This is a genomic window from Criibacterium bergeronii (assembly GCF_001693775.2).
In the GTDB taxonomy this organism is placed as follows: domain Bacteria; phylum Bacillota; class Clostridia; order Peptostreptococcales; family Filifactoraceae; genus Peptoanaerobacter; species Peptoanaerobacter bergeronii.
This window is the reverse complement of sequence record NZ_MBEW02000002.1, coordinates 78,954-95,286: the sequence shown is the minus strand read 5'-3', so window position 1 is coordinate 95,286 and position 16,333 is coordinate 78,954. Positions and strand designations below refer to the sequence as shown.

General features: G+C 31.8%; 18 protein-coding genes. 3 read left to right on the top strand and 15 right to left on the bottom strand.

Annotated features, from left to right (window positions below):
• Window positions 1–134: 134 nt before the first annotated feature.
• The 4 genes from BBG48_RS01625 to BBG48_RS01610 form a co-directional block, all read right to left on the bottom strand.
• The gene (locus tag BBG48_RS01625; RefSeq protein WP_068913758.1) at window positions 135–1,616 is read right to left on the bottom strand and encodes a VapE domain-containing protein; all 1,482 of its coding nucleotides are present in this window, start codon (window positions 1,614–1,616) and stop codon (window positions 135–137) included.
• A 117-nt stretch (window positions 1,617–1,733) separates the two neighbouring features.
• Entirely contained in the window at window positions 1,734–2,096 is a 363-nt protein-coding gene (locus tag BBG48_RS01620) for a plasmid mobilization protein (RefSeq protein WP_068913760.1), read from the bottom strand.
• Window positions 2,089–3,213, bottom strand: a complete 1,125-nt coding sequence (locus BBG48_RS01615; protein ID WP_068913761.1) for a site-specific integrase — start codon at window positions 3,211–3,213, stop codon at window positions 2,089–2,091. The genes BBG48_RS01620 and BBG48_RS01615 overlap by 8 nt, the downstream gene beginning before the upstream one ends.
• A 1-nt stretch (window position 3,214) precedes the next feature.
• Window positions 3,215–3,409 carry a hypothetical protein gene (locus tag BBG48_RS01610; RefSeq protein ID WP_004835545.1) on the bottom strand — a complete coding sequence of 65 codons (195 nt, stop codon included), beginning with the start codon at window positions 3,407–3,409 and terminating at the stop codon, window positions 3,215–3,217.
• Window positions 3,410–3,671: 262 nt separating this feature from the next.
• Between BBG48_RS01610 and BBG48_RS01605 the strand changes: the two genes are divergently transcribed.
• Together BBG48_RS01605 and BBG48_RS01600 are read left to right on the top strand one after the other, a co-directional pair.
• Window positions 3,672–4,103, top strand: a complete 432-nt coding sequence (locus tag BBG48_RS01605; protein WP_068913763.1) for a helix-turn-helix domain-containing protein — start codon at window positions 3,672–3,674, stop codon at window positions 4,101–4,103.
• Between the two features lie 72 nt (window positions 4,104–4,175).
• On the top strand, window positions 4,176–5,042 hold the full coding sequence (locus BBG48_RS01600; protein ID WP_068913765.1) for a DUF6414 family protein: 867 nt from the start codon (window positions 4,176–4,178) through the stop codon (window positions 5,040–5,042).
• A 241-nt stretch (window positions 5,043–5,283) separates the two neighbouring features.
• On the opposite strand, the gene guaA is transcribed toward BBG48_RS01600, so the two are convergent.
• The 6 genes from guaA to rnc form a co-directional block, all read right to left on the bottom strand.
• Window positions 5,284–6,816 (bottom strand): glutamine-hydrolyzing GMP synthase, encoded by a 1,533-nt coding sequence (gene guaA, locus BBG48_RS01595; RefSeq protein WP_068913767.1) that lies wholly within the window; start codon window positions 6,814–6,816, stop codon window positions 5,284–5,286.
• A 45-nt stretch (window positions 6,817–6,861) separates the two neighbouring features.
• Window positions 6,862–7,155: a 4Fe-4S binding protein gene (locus BBG48_RS01590; protein ID WP_158527890.1), complete on the bottom strand. Its 294-nt coding sequence runs from the start codon at window positions 7,153–7,155 to the stop codon at window positions 6,862–6,864.
• Window positions 7,156–7,441: 286 nt separating this feature from the next.
• Window positions 7,442–7,642, bottom strand: coding sequence for a flavodoxin family protein (locus tag BBG48_RS01585; protein ID WP_094754456.1), 201 nt, complete (start codon window positions 7,640–7,642; stop codon window positions 7,442–7,444).
• 33 nt (window positions 7,643–7,675) lie between these two features.
• Window positions 7,676–8,788 (bottom strand): amidohydrolase family protein, encoded by a 1,113-nt coding sequence (locus BBG48_RS01580; RefSeq protein ID WP_068913769.1) that lies wholly within the window; start codon window positions 8,786–8,788, stop codon window positions 7,676–7,678.
• A gap of 33 nt (window positions 8,789–8,821) precedes the next feature.
• Window positions 8,822–9,877, bottom strand: coding sequence for an elongator complex protein 3 (locus BBG48_RS01575; protein ID WP_068913830.1), 1,056 nt, complete (start codon window positions 9,875–9,877; stop codon window positions 8,822–8,824).
• Window positions 9,878–9,887: 10 nt separating this feature from the next.
• Window positions 9,888–10,586 (bottom strand): ribonuclease III, encoded by a 699-nt coding sequence (rnc, locus tag BBG48_RS01570; protein WP_068913771.1) that lies wholly within the window; start codon window positions 10,584–10,586, stop codon window positions 9,888–9,890.
• Between the two features lie 132 nt (window positions 10,587–10,718).
• Between rnc and BBG48_RS01565 the strand changes: the two genes are divergently transcribed.
• Window positions 10,719–11,849, top strand: coding sequence for a CapA family protein (locus tag BBG48_RS01565; protein WP_068913772.1), 1,131 nt, complete (start codon window positions 10,719–10,721; stop codon window positions 11,847–11,849).
• 210 nt (window positions 11,850–12,059) lie between these two features.
• On the opposite strand, the gene BBG48_RS01560 is transcribed toward BBG48_RS01565, so the two are convergent.
• The 5 genes from BBG48_RS01560 to BBG48_RS01540 form a co-directional block, all read right to left on the bottom strand.
• The gene (locus BBG48_RS01560) at window positions 12,060–12,815 is read right to left on the bottom strand and encodes an exodeoxyribonuclease III (RefSeq protein WP_068913774.1); all 756 of its coding nucleotides are present in this window, start codon (window positions 12,813–12,815) and stop codon (window positions 12,060–12,062) included.
• A 25-nt stretch (window positions 12,816–12,840) separates the two neighbouring features.
• Window positions 12,841–13,710 (bottom strand): 16S rRNA (adenine(1518)-N(6)/adenine(1519)-N(6))-dimethyltransferase RsmA, encoded by an 870-nt coding sequence (rsmA, locus tag BBG48_RS01555; protein WP_068913776.1) that lies wholly within the window; start codon window positions 13,708–13,710, stop codon window positions 12,841–12,843.
• Window positions 13,703–14,272, bottom strand: coding sequence for a ribonuclease M5 (gene rnmV, locus BBG48_RS01550; protein ID WP_068913777.1), 570 nt, complete (start codon window positions 14,270–14,272; stop codon window positions 13,703–13,705). The genes rsmA and rnmV overlap by 8 nt, the downstream gene beginning before the upstream one ends.
• Window positions 14,259–15,305: a lysylphosphatidylglycerol synthase transmembrane domain-containing protein gene (locus BBG48_RS01545; protein ID WP_068913779.1), complete on the bottom strand. Its 1,047-nt coding sequence runs from the start codon at window positions 15,303–15,305 to the stop codon at window positions 14,259–14,261. The genes rnmV and BBG48_RS01545 overlap by 14 nt, the downstream gene beginning before the upstream one ends.
• A gap of 64 nt (window positions 15,306–15,369) precedes the next feature.
• Window positions 15,370–16,263, bottom strand: coding sequence for a DMT family transporter (locus tag BBG48_RS01540; protein WP_068913781.1), 894 nt, complete (start codon window positions 16,261–16,263; stop codon window positions 15,370–15,372).
• Between the last annotated feature and the right edge of the window lie 70 nt (window positions 16,264–16,333).

The window sequence follows — 16,333 nt, the reverse complement described above, 5'->3', positions numbered from 1 at the left end:
AACTTACAAAATAAAAACTTCCAAAATTAGGCGAGCTTATTTTAAGAGTCTATGACAACTCCTTATTATCAAGCCATTAATTTATGTAATCCTAATTTAAGAAGATTTATAACAATGGGTTACAGGTTACAAAGTTACATTTGTATCTTTACCTGATTTGCTGTATCTATTTCTAACTGTTTTTCTTTTTGCCATTCGTCTGGCAATAAATTCTTGTCAACTTCTATAAAGTCAGTTTCTTTTTCTAATTTCTTTTCATAATATAATTTTACTGGAATTGAGACTCCACTTGGTGATATTCTCTGGGTCTTTGATGACCTAACTGGAATCCATTCTTGGAAATAATTATCCATGATCTCTGAGAAAGATTTTGATTTTATTTGGTAGCCTTGCATGGTTAGTTCTTTGAAACAAGTTATATTTGGATCTGCACTTTTTGGCTTATATTCTTCTAAGAAATACATAATGTCTTCCACATCTGGGTTAAGATATTTGAACTTTTCTTGTTCCTTATACAAGTCTTTTAAAAGATTTTTTGGTATAGTCCATGCGTGAGTCTTGTTTTTAAATATTTCATATCCCAAGGCTAAAGCCTGATTAAAATCTTCTCTTATGCATGACATATATTCTTTATCTGAAAATTTTTCCTTGTTATTTTTATCTGGATATATAGTCCTTTCTCTTTTATTCGGGTTACATTCAACAGGTAAATATCTTCTTTCTCCAGTATGGTCATTAAGAAAAGTTCTTTCATTTAATGTCCCTATGAAGATACAAGTCCTAGGCACATCTGTTGCATATTTTTCGTAGGGTATCCTTATCCTATCGCTTAATTTTGATAAAAAAGATTTAGCTTCATTAGCCGATTTTGCATTTCTTAAAGCAACGAATTCTTCGATTTCAACAACAGTTTTACCCATAAGGTTCATGATAGCATCCTTGCCTTGAATGTTTTCTATTGTGCAAAACCAATCGTCTGTTATGGACAGGTATCTTGCAAAAGTCGATTTGCCTATACCTTGTCCACCAACTAAAACAATCATCTCATCAAACTTAGATCCTGGATTAAAAATTCTTTTTATCATGCCCAATATCATATGTTCCATTATCCAATTGTTAAGCTCTGTATCATTCGCTCCCAAATACCTTGGTAATAGTTTTCTAATGGCATTTTTATCTCCATTCCATTTTAAATTTTGAAGATATTGCTTTGGTGGACTAACTTCATATTGATGAGCTACAAAACGAATAGCTTCCCACATTTTATTGGCATTATAATTAATTCCAAAGTGTTTTTCTATCTCTAAGCCCAGTCTATTGTTTAAAGAATCATCCCAAAGTCGTATTTGATTTTCCTTTATATTTCTTTCTCCGATGATTTTTCCCTGGAATTTTATTTCATTGGTAAATTTATCAAAGAATATTTGTCCATCAATTATTTTTTGGTTTTGACAATATTTTGGATTTAAAATAGCTGTTACAATATTTCCAGTAATTTGTCTAACCGTCCCCTTATCTGTAGTTTGTAAGTCTAAAAAGGCGTAAGTCTGATCTATTTCCGGGAATTTTAATTTAATATCTGTCATAAGGCTTACTCCTTTTCTTTTTAAAACCATCTAATCTCTTTATAGTTTTATATGTGTTTTCCATTTTATCCTCCTGTCTGGTATAAATAAGACTCCTGTGGTAAAATGAACTTGTCTAGAGAACACTTCTCACAGGAGTGTATGCCTTTACTCTTTGTAGTAGGGGCTTTTTTCTTTTTTGATTTCTTCATATATTTCTAAAATATAGATTAAAATATTAGATTCATCGTCATCTAGTTTTCCAAACTTTTTAATAGCTTTTGCTAGTTGAAATATTTCCTTGGCTATATTATCAGAAAGTCTGTAATCACTTACTAACTTAACTTCATGATTTAATAACATTTGTAGAAAATAATCTTGTTTTTTAAGTCCACTTATTTCTATCTTTTTGTTTATTAGATCATATTCTTCCTCAGAGACTCTGAAATTTAAAATGCGATTTCTTTTTCTATTTTTCTCTTTATTTCTCGTTTTTTTAGAAATTTCATCTAATGAATGCCTTCTAAACATCTTTCTCGTCCTCTTCTAATAAATCTTTCCAATCATTTGCCGTATTATTTCTTACTTGCGTTAAAGACATTGCCATTTCTTTTTGCTTGCTAGGGAAAAGATGAGCATATCTATAGGTGATATCAATCGATTCATGTCCAACCCTATCAGCTATTGCAGTTGCAGAAAATCCAAGTTCAATCAAGAGAGAAACGTGAGAATGCCTTAAATCATGTATTCTAATTCTTTTTACTTGAGCTTTCTTTGATCCCCTATCCATTTCATGGTGTAGGTAGCTCTTAGAGAAATTAAATATTAAGTCTTTTGGTTTTAACTTATAAAAGCTATCTATATATTCTTTGATCTCATAAGTTAGAAATTCAGGCATAACTATTGTCCTTATGCTTTTTTTAGTCTTAGGGGCTGTTATTACATTTTTCCCACCAATTCTTTGTAAAGATTCATCAATTTTTAATGTATGCCTTTCAAAATCAAATTTCTCTTTTGTTAAGGCTAATAATTCTCCCATTCTAAGACCACACCAATACAAAAGTTCAAAAGCATAGAATGATTCAGGTTTATCTTTTATAGCTTCTATAAATCTTTCATATTCATCTTGAGTCCAAAAGAGCATTTCATCAGCTTCTTTTTCTCCCATGGAACCTACATCACGAGCAACATTAGTTTTTAAATTGTAGTACCTACAAGCATGATTTAAGATACTAGATAACTGGGCATGAATAGTTCTCAAATAAGTAGGAGAGTAGTTTTTCCCATTCTTATCCTTAATCTTCATAAGCTCATTTTGCCATTGAATGATAGTTACATTACTTATCTCATTAAGCATTAAATCACCAATATAGGGAAGTATTTTTTGATTTACAATTGCTTCTTTTGTCCTCCAAGTATTTTCTCTTATTCTTGGTTTTCTATCCCTCTTGTAAAGTTCAAAAAACTTCCTAAAGCTCATCTCAATTGATTCAGAATGTTGATTTAAAAATTCTTGTTCCCATTTTAATGCTTCTTTTTTTGTTGAAAATCCACGTTTTTTCTTAGTTAATTTTTCTCCTTTCCAGTTGGTATAATAAAACCTGCAATACCAAGTTTTATTTCCACTTTCATCTCTGTATGCTGGCACTTTAAACCTCCTTTGTATTTGTTGGTTTATAGCAATACTTTTCCATAAAGTATTCTCTATTTACCTTTCCTCTTTGTACACGATAGCCTAATTTAAGTAGATCTTGATTCATATCGTTTATTATCTGATATGCTGTTGTCCTACTTACATCAAGAAATTCTTGTACATCTTTTGCATTCATAAAAATACCTTTCATAATGTCCTCCTTTTATAGTTTGTAAGGTTCTACATCCTCAAAAAAGGTGAGCATTAATTTATATGTCTTACAATTTCCGTTCAATATCGAACGGTATGTATATATAATAACAGTTCATATTTGTTCTGCCAAGTTTTTTCTATTTATTTTTTTCTAAAATATTCAGATACTTGCAAATATTTGTAACAGAACAGTTTTGTTGAGCTTTTGTTCGTTTTGTGATAAAATATTTATAGTTATTGTGAAATAAGGAGGAGTTAGTTTGATTTCTGGAGAAAAATTAAAAAAGTTAAGACTTATGCGAAACTTAACTCAAAAAGAACTTGCCATTAAGTCTGGTTTGACAGATGCTGCTATAAGAAATTACGAACTTGGAAATAGATCTCCAAGTAAAGAACAATTACAAAAAATATCTGAAGCACTTGATTGTGATATATCAGCATTAATTAATCATGAACCTAATTCTATTTTTGAAATAATGCATATAATATTCGATTATGAAAAAGACATGAAGTTTAGACCCTCAGCAGGCGACGGAGAAATTACTGGACTTTTATCAAATGATGTAGACTTCAATAATTTTCTTATAGAATGGAATGAGATGAGAAAAAAGCATTACAACGATGAGATAACTGACGAAGAATTTGAAGATTGGAAGTTATCTTACCCTAAAAAATCAAGATTTTTAAAATAAAAATAATAAATCTAGAATATAAGATAAATAACATGAAAACCATACAATTTATAGGAAAGGTGATTTAAAGTAGTGAATAAAATAGAAAAGAATAAGCTTACAATACCAATCTATCTTAATACTAAAATAGTTTTTGATATGTTAGCTACAATTGAGGATGGCTTTGCAGATGTTAAAAATGTTCAAACTTCAAAAAATAAAAATCAAGTAAATGATATAGAATCAAATATAGGCACTAACAATCTATTTGCGTTTTTGAATATAGGAGTTCGTGGAAATCATAAAGGTACGTCAAATGATGGTGAAACTATTATTGAAGAAAGAACCCATACTCCAGTTTCTTTGTTCCAGCAACTAAAAGAACAATTGGAGAATGCAAAGTTTATTAATCGTGACATTAATAACTTAAATATTGGAGATTTTGTTGAAGTTCAAGGAACTCTGAAAAACAATCCAGTTATTGATATGTTATCTGGATTCAAAGAAATTATAACTTTAGCAAACTTATTTACTGATAACAATCCTAAAAATAATAAAAACAGAAAAGAAAATATGTTGACAGATAAAAGGCTAAACTCCCAAATAGATGGTTTAATTAAAGGGCTTCAAGCAGATGGAAAAAAAGATATAATTTGTGAAGCAGATAAAATTAATATAATCCTTCCAACAGATGAAAATTACTTTTTAAATAATAATATGAGTGAAGTTACCGATGGAAACTATAAAATATTAGGAAAGGTTATTAAAGTTTGTATGGATGATGGGGAGATAAGCCTACTTAGAAATACAGTTTTTTCTAAGCTCCAATTAGATAAAATGAAAGAATTTCAAGAATTTTTTTCTGATCCATCTTTAGATCAATTCGTTGGTGAGGGCGGAATTAAAACTGTAATAAGTGCACCAGTTATTATGGTAATACCTATTGCGATATACATTTAGCTTTAAAAATTTTAATTAAATTAAATTACGTTAATTTGACCCTTCTCTAGAGAAAAAGAATAATAAAATGAACGCAAAAAGACCGCAGTTTTTAAACTACGGTCTTATTTTGTCCAAATGTAAACCACTTGGAAGAATTATTCAATTTATTCTTTTTTGCTTCCAGTACCATATGAGTACCAGTATCCATTTTTCATTCTCTCTATAGCTTGTAATCAAGCCATTTTAGAAAATTTTGCGATTATTCCCATTCTATCGTAGCTGGGGGTTTACTTGTTATGTCGTAGATTACTCTATTTACTCCTTTTACTTCATTTACTATTCTTCTTGAAACGATGTCTAGGACTTCGTATGGTATTTTTGCCCAGTCGGTTGTCATGGCGTCTTTTGATGTTACGGCTCTTAGTGCTATGGCATCAAAGTAGGTTCTTTCGTCGCCCATTACGCCTACGGATTTTATTCCTGGTAGGGCTGCAAAATACTGCCAAATTTGTTTTGTTAGTCCTGCGTTAGCTATTTCTTCTCTAAATATCGCATCTGCATCTCTTACTTTTTCCAGCTTTTCGGGTGTGATTTCGCCTATTATTCTTATGGCAAGCCCCGGTCCTGGGAATGGCTGTCTCCATACCATGAAATGTGGTATACCTAGGCTTTCGCCTACTGCTCTTACTTCATCCTTGAACAATTCTCTAAGTGGCTCTATTAATCCGAATGTGATATCTTTTGGCAAGCCTCCTACGTTATGATGTGATTTTATCACCGCACTGGTTGCTGTACCTGACTCTACTACATCCGGATAAATTGTACCTTGGACTAGATAGTCTATGTCTCCTATTTTTTTTGCTTCTTCTTCAAATACTCGGATAAATTCTTCGCCTATTATTTTTCTTTTTCTTTCGGGGTCTGTTACTCCTGCTAATTTCGACAAAAATCTTTGTGAGGCATCTACTTTTATGATATTCATATCAAATGCTTCACCGTAATATTTCATTACTTCGTCTGCTTCATTTTTTCTAAGTAATCCATGGTCAACAAATATGCAGGTAAGATTTTTACCAATGGCTTTATTCACTAATACAGCAGCCACTGATGAGTCTACTCCGCCTGATAATGCACAAATTACTTTTTTGTCGCCTGCTTTTTCTTTTATTTCTGCTATTTTTTGTGCTGCAAAATCATCCATGTTCCAATTTTTTTCTAGTTTTGCTATTTTAAATAGGAAATTTTCAAGCATTTTCTGTCCAAAAAGTGTATGGTTTACTTCCGGGTGAAACTGTACGGCATAGATATTTTTGTTAATATTTTGCATCGCTGCGTTTGGGCATTGTGCACTTTTTGCGACATTTTCAAATCCATCAGGCATTTGCCCTACCATATATGTATGGCTCATGTAGCTTTGTTTTTCGTAACCTATATTTGAAAATAGCTCAGTATTTTTATCCAGCTCCACATCAATTTTTCCGTACTCTCTTTTTTCTCCTTCTACTACTTTGCCACCTAATTTTTTAGCAATCAGCTGCATTCCATAGCAAATTCCAAGTATTGGTACTCCCATGTCAAACACTCTTTGGTCTATATCCGGTGCACCTTCTGCGGTAACGCTATGAGGTCCACCTGTAAAAATTATTGCAGATGGATTTTTTTCTTTTATTTTTTCATATGTCGCTGTATAAGGAAGTAGCTGTGCATACACTCCTGCATCTCTTACTCTTCTTACTATTAGCTGATTGTATTGACCACCAAAGTCTATTACTAATACGCTTTGATTTTCCATTTGTTCTCCTAAACATTGATTAATTTTTACAAAAATTTTATAAACTTAAATAAATAATTCTGGTTCTTTTCTTATGTCTGCAAAATTTGCAATTAACATTTTTCTAATATTTTCTATATCTTCTGTCACAATATGTTTGGCTTTCACTGGGCATTTTTGAACACAACTTGAGCATTTTATACATTTTTCAGCATCTATTTTTGTAACATCCTCAAGGTCAATTGCCTCAGTCGGGCAGGTTTTTGCACATATTTTACAATCTACACATTTTTCGTCTGTAAGCGGTGTAGATGGTCTTGTGTTCCATATTTTATATGGAAAATTGCCTAGAACTTCCAATTTTGAAAATTCACTAAGATTATCTATCTTTTCAATCTTGGCTTTTATTTTCTAAGCAAAATCTTTGGCAATAGCTATGTCCTGAGTATCCGGTCTATTTGTGGCAACTTTTTCAGTATAAGAATGTTATCCCAAAAATGCTCCTGCAGCTATTGGCAAGAACCCATTATTTGAAAATATATCTTTTAGCTCTAATAATGCGTCCTCATAAGCTCTGCTACCATAAAACTACTAGTGCTGCAAGTGTGTTATCGCCATAAATTTTACTAAATGCGTCAAGTAACAGCTATGACAGTCTCCCTCCATACACCGGTACGCCACAAACTACTAAATCATCACTGCCAAACTGTATTTGATTTTGTCTATTGGGTTTTAATGTCAAATCGTATACTATTTTAATTTCTCCTAATTCTTTACCTATCGTTTCAACAACTTTTTTTGAATTACCAGTTGGACTAAAATATAATAAATTAATTTTATTATACATTTTATATTCCTATTTTTTAAAAACTTTTTTTTGCTATATATCTAATGAAATTCTTATTTTTCCATCTTTTATCATATTTGTAAGGGTATATTTATCATCAATTTTTTTGTATATACATAAATCCGCTATGTTTCCTGTTTTAATCTCTCCATAATGTCTTAAGTTTAGCATTTGGGCAGGATTTTTACTAATTGTGGACACTGCTTTTGGCAGTCCCATATATTTTTCCGCCATCTCAAGATATAGCAAATGGTCGCATGGATTGGAAAAAGACGCCACAATCACTTTGTCTTTTAATAAAAGCTCTTTTGTATAGCTTTCATCAAAGTTTTCTATTATTGCAGACGATGATACTAGTTTAAACCAGTCATCGTGTTTTAGTGAATAATCATAAGTATTTTTAATATTTAAAATATCTGGGGCGTCCTTGTACTGCTTTAACAATTGCTCCCCTGACCTAAGTCTTGATGTACCTATCTTTAATCCCTTATAGTGAGCGTACTTTACTAAATATGACAACTCATCTATATTTACATCTTCTCTTAGCTGTCTAAGCTTTTCAAACAATTTATCTGACATTTCCGATGATAAATTAAGCTTTTGCTCAAGGTTGTTAATTGTATAATAATCTCTATACATATTCACATTTTTATAATCCTTTAAAGCATCATATGACAAGAAATCTACCAATTTATCATCTATCAATTTCTTTATAGCATCAGTAGTTTGCTCAGTTTTTATTTGAAACTTCAAATGAACAAAATTATCGATAGGGGTAATGTGAGCCTGAGTTTTTATAAAACGCAAAACTTCGGCTAGCTTTTCATATTCTTGTTCATAATAATGATATTTAATTGTGTGATATAGCCTTGTGACGCCATTTATGGTGTAGCTGTATATAACCGGTCTAATGGCTCTTAACAATTCTTCCCTTGTGTTGCATTGCTTTGTTGCATCATTAAAAACACTGCTCCCTAGATTGATAAATCCCGGCATCACAAAGGACTCTCCAACATCCACAACAAAAGCCTCTTCATCCTCTGTTACATAGTCGGTAATGGAATCAATAGTATTTCCAATTATTTTAATATAGCCTGCTACTATCTTTTCTTTTAAAACTATATTTTTTGAATAAATTATAAGCATGATTTCTCCTGTTTTAATAGTACGTCACACTAACTATGAAATACATTCAACATTTATATAATCATTATTATTATCTTCTAACACTATTAATTTAGCATCATATTTTTCTTTAAAATACTTCACATTTGATTTTTTGTTTCCAATAATCTTGGAAATGTAGCTTTTAGGAGACCTGATTACCAGTTTCTTTTTGATAAAATCTTCACCTATAAGCACCCTTTCAATTTCTTGTCTCAGCAAATAATTTATTACCAGCTCACCAAATGCACTGTGAAAAGGTCCTGCAACTACATCCTTGTCGATATTTATATTATCAGTAGCTTGTAGACCTGTCCTAATAATATTTATACCTGAGTCTGTAAACTTTTTATATACATAAGCTGATAATCTAACAGCCTCAGCTACACTAAGTGCCTTATACTTATTTGACTTGCACATATTTTCCAGCTGAGTATCCTTAATAACCAGCACCGGATAAATTCTAGCAATATTGGGACGAATTTCCAATACCTTTTCAACAGTATCGTGAAGTTTTTGCTCAGTATCCTTTGGTAGCCCTACCATTATCTGATGCCCCAGCTCTATGCCTGCCTCTTTTATCATATATGATGCAGCATACACGTCCTGACTGTTATGACCCCTATTTGCTGCTAAAAGCACTTCGTCATCCATGCTCTGCACGCCAAGTTCTACAGTGTCAACCTTGTATCTTTTGAGCCTATCTATAACATTTTTATCAATTGCGTCAGGTCTAGTTGACATCTTGATAAGTAAATTCCCTCCAAATAAATCTCTGATTTCATTTGCCATTGAAAGGCAATTTTCTTGCACCTCTTCATCAATAGCTGTAAAGCTACCTCCAAAAAATGCTATCTCAGGAGTAACCCCCTCATCCATTGAACCAATGTCTCTTAAAATATCTTGTCTTGCCCTTTCGTAGTCAAACTTTTTGTCCATTCCTGATATTTTTACCTGATTACAAAATACACAATCATATCTGCAACCATAATGCGGTATAAAAACAGAGGCCGTTTTTTTTAATTTTTTTGAACCATTTTCTAAATATTTTATATATAAAATTTTTGTCATAGCTTTTACTTTAATTCTTTTTATCAAGATTTTCAAGAGCGTCTTTTGCAGAGTTTTGCTGAGCAAGCTTTTTATTTTTGCCCACACCAGTACCAATTAGCTCATCATTTAGATAAACTCCCATTTTAAATAATTTTTCGTGAGGTAACCCCTCTTCAGAAATTACACTATATTTTAATACAGAGCCGGCAACTTTTTGGACTTCCTCTTGTAGCTTGCTCTTATAGTCGTTAATATCTTTTACCTTACTGGTAGAAACAATTTCTTCTTCAAGCCATGAAATAATATATTTGCTCACATTATCTAAATCGGAATCAAGATAAATTGCAGCTATTATCGCCTCAACACAATCCGCTAGTATTGAATCTCTCCTTGTGCCCCCTGCTGCTTTTTCACCCTTTCCAAGCCTGATATATTTGCCAAGCTGGAGCTTATTGGCAACTACTGCAAGAGACTCCTCACACACTACCTTGGAACGTATTTTGCTAAGCTGACCTTCCCTTTTTGTTTTATATTTAAATATATAATCCGACACTACAAGGCTCAGCACTGAGTCTCCCAAAAATTCCAATCTCTCATTGTCGTGCACTCTCTTATTTTCGTTGGCATACGAGCTATGTGTTAGAGCTGTTGCTATTAGTTTTTGGTTCTTAAATTCATACCCTATTTTGTTTTGTAATTCTACTATAGAATCTTTAAATGAATACATTTTAATTTTACATTCCTTGTATAATAAATTATTTGCTTATTATACCATAAAATCAAAAATAATACATTAACCACCCTTGTAATTATTTACAAAAAATTGTAAAATTTAAGTAAATGAATGAAAGGATTAAAAATGAAAAATACAATAATTATTTTATGCGTTGCTGTTTTTACATTTATCTTCGCAAGCTACTTTGTATTTGGGGTTAAAGTGACACCTCAAATAACAAAAGAGCAAAAAAATATTACTGAGGCTAAGGTAAATACTTCTAATACAAACAGTGTTGAGGAAAAAACTCCATCTGTTGTGCCGCCGGTAACTATTAATTTTTATGCAATGGGCGATATTTCTCTAGGCTCATTTTTTGGTCAAAGAATACGTTTTGACTCAGTATATGAAAAAAATGGTCCTGAATTTTTTCTAAAAAATTTACAACCATATTTAAAAAGCACTGATTTTAATGTTGCCAATCTTGAAAGTGTGTTTACAGACTCTAAAAGCTATCTTCCGGGCAAAATTTACTCATACAAGGTTAGAAGTAAAGAGTATGCAAAAATACTTTCGACCAGCAACATAATGTATCTAAATGTTGTAAATAATCATATGCAGGACTATAAACAAGCGGGCTTTGACGAGTCTAATCAATTTTTAACTCAAAATAATTTCAAAATTTTCGGTACAAATTTAATGCCTACAAACGACCCAGAGCTTGGAGCAGTTACTGTAGACAAAACTCAAATTTTTGAAAAAGATGGCTTTAAAATAGGTATGCTTGGGTTTTATGCGTTCGTTAGCAGTTATGCCACTGATGATGTAATACAGCAAAGAGTTGCTAAACTTAAATCTCAAGGTGCAGACTTCATATTTGCCTATATGCACGGCGGAGGTCAAGAAACTTACGATGTATATCAGGCACAAGTCGTAAATGCCCATAGGATGATTGATAACGGAGTGGATTTAGTGCTAGGAATGCACCCTCATGCACTGCAAAAGACCGAATATTATAAGGATAAAAAAATATATTATTCTCTTGGAAATTTCTTTTTCCCAAATTATAATTCAAGCTCATTTCCTGAAACAATTATGGTAAAAATTTCTCTTACAAAAGACTCTGCCGGCAAAGTCACTGCAAAATATGAAAATGTGCCTGTCCTTTGGACTGGAATATATGGCGGAAATAATTTTCAGCCTGCTGTAATTGGTAGTGAAAAAATTAAAACTAAAATACGAAACATCCTGCATGATACAGACCCCGTCTTGTAAAAAAAGTCGAACTTATCTACAAAATAAGTTCGACTTTTAATTTTTGCTAATACTACTATCTTCAATCAAGCTTTCAATATTTTTATTTGCCAAATCCGATTTACCAAAATATCATTGATGTTTATAATAAGACCCTATATCAAATTTTTTATAAAAATCCCGATTTACTAGCGAACATAGTTCGCCCCTACTATATTTAAAAAATATTTCTTATAACTCTATATCTATTGATACTGGACAGTGGTCTGAGCCAAAAATATCGTCATGTATTGTTGCCTCTTTGAGATTATCTTTCAATCTGTCAGATATACAAAAATAATCTATACGCCAGCCTGCGTTATTTTTTCTAGCATTAAATCTGTATGACCACCAGCTATAGGCATCTGTCTTATCAGGATAAAGATATCTGAATGTATCCGTAAAGCCTGAAGCAAGTAATGCTGTAAATTTTTCTCTTTCTTGGTCTGAAAATCCCGGATTTTTGCGATTTGATTGAGGATTTTTTAAATCTATTTCCTGATGTGCCACGTTTAAATCTCCGCAAATTATAACGGGTTTTATCTTGTCTAAATTATTTAGATATTCTCTAAAATCGTCCTCCCATTCCTGTCTATAGTCAATCCTTGCAAGCTCCGGCTTGGAGTTTGGAGTGTAGCAGGTAATTAGATAATAATTTTCATATTCTAAAGTAATTAGCCTGCCCTCTGTATCATGCTTTTCCATACCCATACCATAGCTTACGTTTATTGGCTTATTTTTTGTGAAGATGGCTACACCTGAGTAGCCTTTTTTTTGAGCATAGTTCCAGTAGTCATAATATCCATCAAATTTGATATCTACCTGCCCCTCTTGCAATTTTATTTCTTGCAGGCAAAAGGCATCTGCGTCAAAACTTTTAAATATTCCTTCAAAATCCTTTTTCATAACGGCTCTTAGACCATTTACATTCCATGAAACAAATTTCATTATTCACCTCTATATTTTTGCTGTTTTACTTCTGATTTAAATCATAATAATTATCTGCAAGTCTAGCAAATTCGTCTAATGAAAGTGCCTCTCCTCTAATTTTAGGGTCTAGTTCAGATAATTCAAGTGCTTTTAAAATTTTTTCTTTATCGGTAAAATCTTCATACCCCAAAATAGAATTTATAATAGTCTTTCTTCTTTTAGCAAAACTTGCCCTTACAAGCTTAAAGTATAACTGTTCGTCTTTTACTATATATTTTTTTTCTTTTCTTTTTGTAAGTCTGATTACACTGGAGTCTACCTTGGGTGCCGGTATAAATGACTCCTTATAAATCGTATCGACTATATCTGTATCGCAGTAAAATTGTACCGCAATAGATAACGAACCGTAGTCTTTTGTAGATTTTTTGGCATTTAATCTGTCTGCCACTTCTTTTTGTAGCATAAGTACCATTAAATCAAGATTAATATTTTCTTCCAAAAGCTTTAAAATTATAGCTGTTGTAATGTAATAAGGTAGATTAGCCACAACCTTTATACTTTGCATAATATTTCTTTGCTCTAGTAATTTACTTATATCAGTTTTTAAAATGTCCTGATTGATTATTTCGTAGTTGTCATAGCCTTCAAGAGTTTCCTCTAAAATTGGGACAAGTGAGCTGTCTATTTCAACTGCTATGACTTTTTTTGCATTTTGGCAAAGTCTTTCAGTAAGTGTGCCTATTCCTGTACCTATTTCAAGCACCACGTCATCCTTGTTTACATCAGCCGCATCTATAATAGTATCAAGTGCCGCACTATCAACCAAAAAGTTTTGTCCAAGGGATTTTGAAAATCTAAATTTATATTTTTCAATTATTCTTTTTACATTATTTCTTGAACTAAGCTCAGCCATTTGATACCTCATTTTCATATTTATTTAGTGCATCATTAAATTCTTCTCTAGTGATGTCAAATGTATTTAACCTAGACAAAAATTGTTTTGCATTGCAATATCCAACGCCAAGCAATTTTCCCACAAAATCTCTTTTATTTGATGAATTATTGCCGCCTACTAAATCATTATACAGCATATCTTTTTGGGTAAAAATATCCTCTTTATCTTTTTTTGTAAAACGCACTTTTGAAAGTGACTCAGCTATAGACTCAGGAGAGGCATTTTCCACACCGATATCTCCATCTTTTGTACTAACCTCTCTAGATAAAAATGCGTGAGCAACATTTTCACTGCCCACAAGCTTTTCTACTCTTTTTCTGATGACCTCTCCGGCATAGTCTGAGTCAGTCAGTATTATCAATTTTTTCCTGAGTGAGGCAGCTTTTATCAAATCTCTTGCCCTTTTATCAAGGCTATACCCATTGGTCATTAGTATCTCAGCATCTACTGCCTTTTTCACAGCAGACACATCGTCTTTTCCCTCTACTACTATTATTTCATTTATTTTAAGCTTTTCCATTTACTTTATTTCTTCCAAATACATATTTATTATAGGATACAAAAAAAACAAGTGCACTTACCGAAAACAAAAAATAAAAATTTATCCCTCTAGTTAAGATAAGCCCCTCATTTAATAATTTGCCATAGGTTGGTAAAAATAAGAAGTTAAAGACCTTTTCACTGATACCTATAGCACCGGGCAGAGGCATTGCCGATACAGACACAAATGCCAAAGCCTGCAAGAAAAACACTGAGAAAAAACTTAACTCCTCATATCCAAGTGCTCTGTAAACAATATATGAAATTGAATATAAAATCGATACTTGTATGAAAGAAGTGACAAGTGTCTTAAATGCTATCAGCTTGTTTGATTTTACATATATTGAGCTATATCTGTAGTCATCAAGTCCGCTGTCAACCAGTTTTTTCTTTTTATCCTTATCCTTTATGAACTTTAATTTATCAATGAAAAAATAACATATTCCCTTTATATATTTTAAAAATCTTTTTGAAAAAATCGCAAAAAATATAAATAAAAAAATTAAGAAATTAATTATAATACCAAAAAATATCACATAAGTATAAATGTTGTCACCATTCACAATGTAATCAAAATTATAATAGAACCCTACCAGTGCCATAATTACAGTAGCTAGCTGAAAAGAGCATAGCTCCAGCATAAGCACTAAAGAGGAGTGAGAAATCTTTATCCCCTCTTTTTTCATTACAAATATTTCCACAGGTTGCCCACCCGTAGCAGATGGGGTTAACCCCGCAAAGAAAAAACCTGTAAAGGCATACCTTACTGTCTGAAATATTTTTGCATCATAACCAAAAGAATTTAACAGCCTTTTCGTATTTTTAGCCTCACAAAACATATATAAAATAGCAAATAACATTGCAACGACTAAATAACTCTTTTGTGAAATATTATATGCGTCTTTAATATCCTGACTACTAAATCCTGTTATAAGATATTTAAATGTTATAAATATTAATATGGCTATAATCGCTAAATTCATAGGCATATTTTTTAGATATTTATTCTTCATCAAAATTCCTTTGTATTATCTTTATTATTTTGACTAATTCTATCAAAATTTACTTGACTAATTCTTAATTTTTATTTTTTGCCTTTGATAATATAAGTACAACCGTAGACATAATAATTAATATAATTGCAATCAACTGCTTAATACTAAGATTTTCAGATAAAAATATAAATCCCAAAATTATGCTTACAACTATCTCTGATGTGCAAATAAGAGAAGAATAAGTCGCTCCTATTGCACAAATAGCTTGCTGAAATAATAATGTTCCACCCAAAGTTACAAAAAACGCATATATAATAACTAAAAGCCATGCGTTTAAATCTTTACTTGGCACATAAATTCCCTTTGGTTGAAAAAGCGAATAAACAAATATGATTACTGCACTAAACAAATTCACATAAAAAAGCTTAACTAATGCAGACTTATTTTCAAATTTAAACCTCTCAAGCAATAACCCGTATGCAGAAAATGCAAACGCTGAGGCTAATGACAAAACTACCCCAGCAACATTATTCATCTTTTTAAAATCCATTATAATGTATATTGCCAACATACTAGCTACAATACAAAAAATATCAACGTTACTTGGTTTCCTTTTATATAACAACCCGGCAGCTACAAAAGTGATTGCAGGATACACAAAGTGAATTGATGTAGCCACGCCTGACTCAATATAGTTGTATGACGCAAATAATGTCAACGCATTTAATGCAAAAAACAACGCCACAAAAAAATATCTTTTTGCATCTGAAAAGCTCAATTTTAAATTTTGTTTTGTCACAAAATAATTAAATGCCAGCATAACAACCAACATCAAGCTCATCCTATAAAATGCACAGCTTAGTGAGTCAAACCCCATGGTGTATAACACCCTTGTCATCAGTGGCATAGCTCCAAATAAAAAAGCAGCACTTGTAGCGTATAAATAACCCTTATTAAATATTTTATTCAGCCTCATTTCTAAAAATCTATGCTATAAAAATATGTAAAACACCAAACCGTACAAATCTATTGTACGGTTTAGCCTT

Coding starts and splice junctions, on each gene's coding strand:
- BBG48_RS01610 (WP_004835545.1), bottom strand. CDS start 3,409: ATGAAAGGTATTTTTATGAATGCAAAAGATGTACAAGAATTTCTTGAT.
- BBG48_RS01540 (WP_068913781.1), bottom strand. CDS start 16,263: ATGAGGCTGAATAAAATATTTAATAAGGGTTATTTATACGCTACAAGT.
- BBG48_RS01565 (WP_068913772.1), top strand. CDS start 10,719: ATGAAAAATACAATAATTATTTTATGCGTTGCTGTTTTTACATTTATC.
- BBG48_RS01580 (WP_068913769.1), bottom strand. CDS start 8,788: ATGCTTATAATTTATTCAAAAAATATAGTTTTAAAAGAAAAGATAGTA.
- rnmV (WP_068913777.1), bottom strand. CDS start 14,272: ATGGAAAAGCTTAAAATAAATGAAATAATAGTAGTAGAGGGAAAAGAC.
- BBG48_RS01560 (WP_068913774.1), bottom strand. CDS start 12,815: ATGAAATTTGTTTCATGGAATGTAAATGGTCTAAGAGCCGTTATGAAA.
- guaA (WP_068913767.1), bottom strand. CDS start 6,816: ATGGAAAATCAAAGCGTATTAGTAATAGACTTTGGTGGTCAATACAAT.
- BBG48_RS01575 (WP_068913830.1), bottom strand. CDS start 9,877: ATGACAAAAATTTTATATATAAAATATTTAGAAAATGGTTCAAAAAAA.
- rnc (WP_068913771.1), bottom strand. CDS start 10,586: ATGTATTCATTTAAAGATTCTATAGTAGAATTACAAAACAAAATAGGG.
- BBG48_RS01545 (WP_068913779.1), bottom strand. CDS start 15,305: ATGAAGAATAAATATCTAAAAAATATGCCTATGAATTTAGCGATTATA.
- BBG48_RS01620 (WP_068913760.1), bottom strand. CDS start 2,096: ATGTTTAGAAGGCATTCATTAGATGAAATTTCTAAAAAAACGAGAAAT.
- BBG48_RS01625 (WP_068913758.1), bottom strand. CDS start 1,616: ATGGTTTTAAAAAGAAAAGGAGTAAGCCTTATGACAGATATTAAATTA.
- BBG48_RS01585 (WP_094754456.1), bottom strand. CDS start 7,642: ATGTATAATAAAATTAATTTATTATATTTTAGTCCAACTGGTAATTCA.
- rsmA (WP_068913776.1), bottom strand. CDS start 13,710: ATGGCTGAGCTTAGTTCAAGAAATAATGTAAAAAGAATAATTGAAAAA.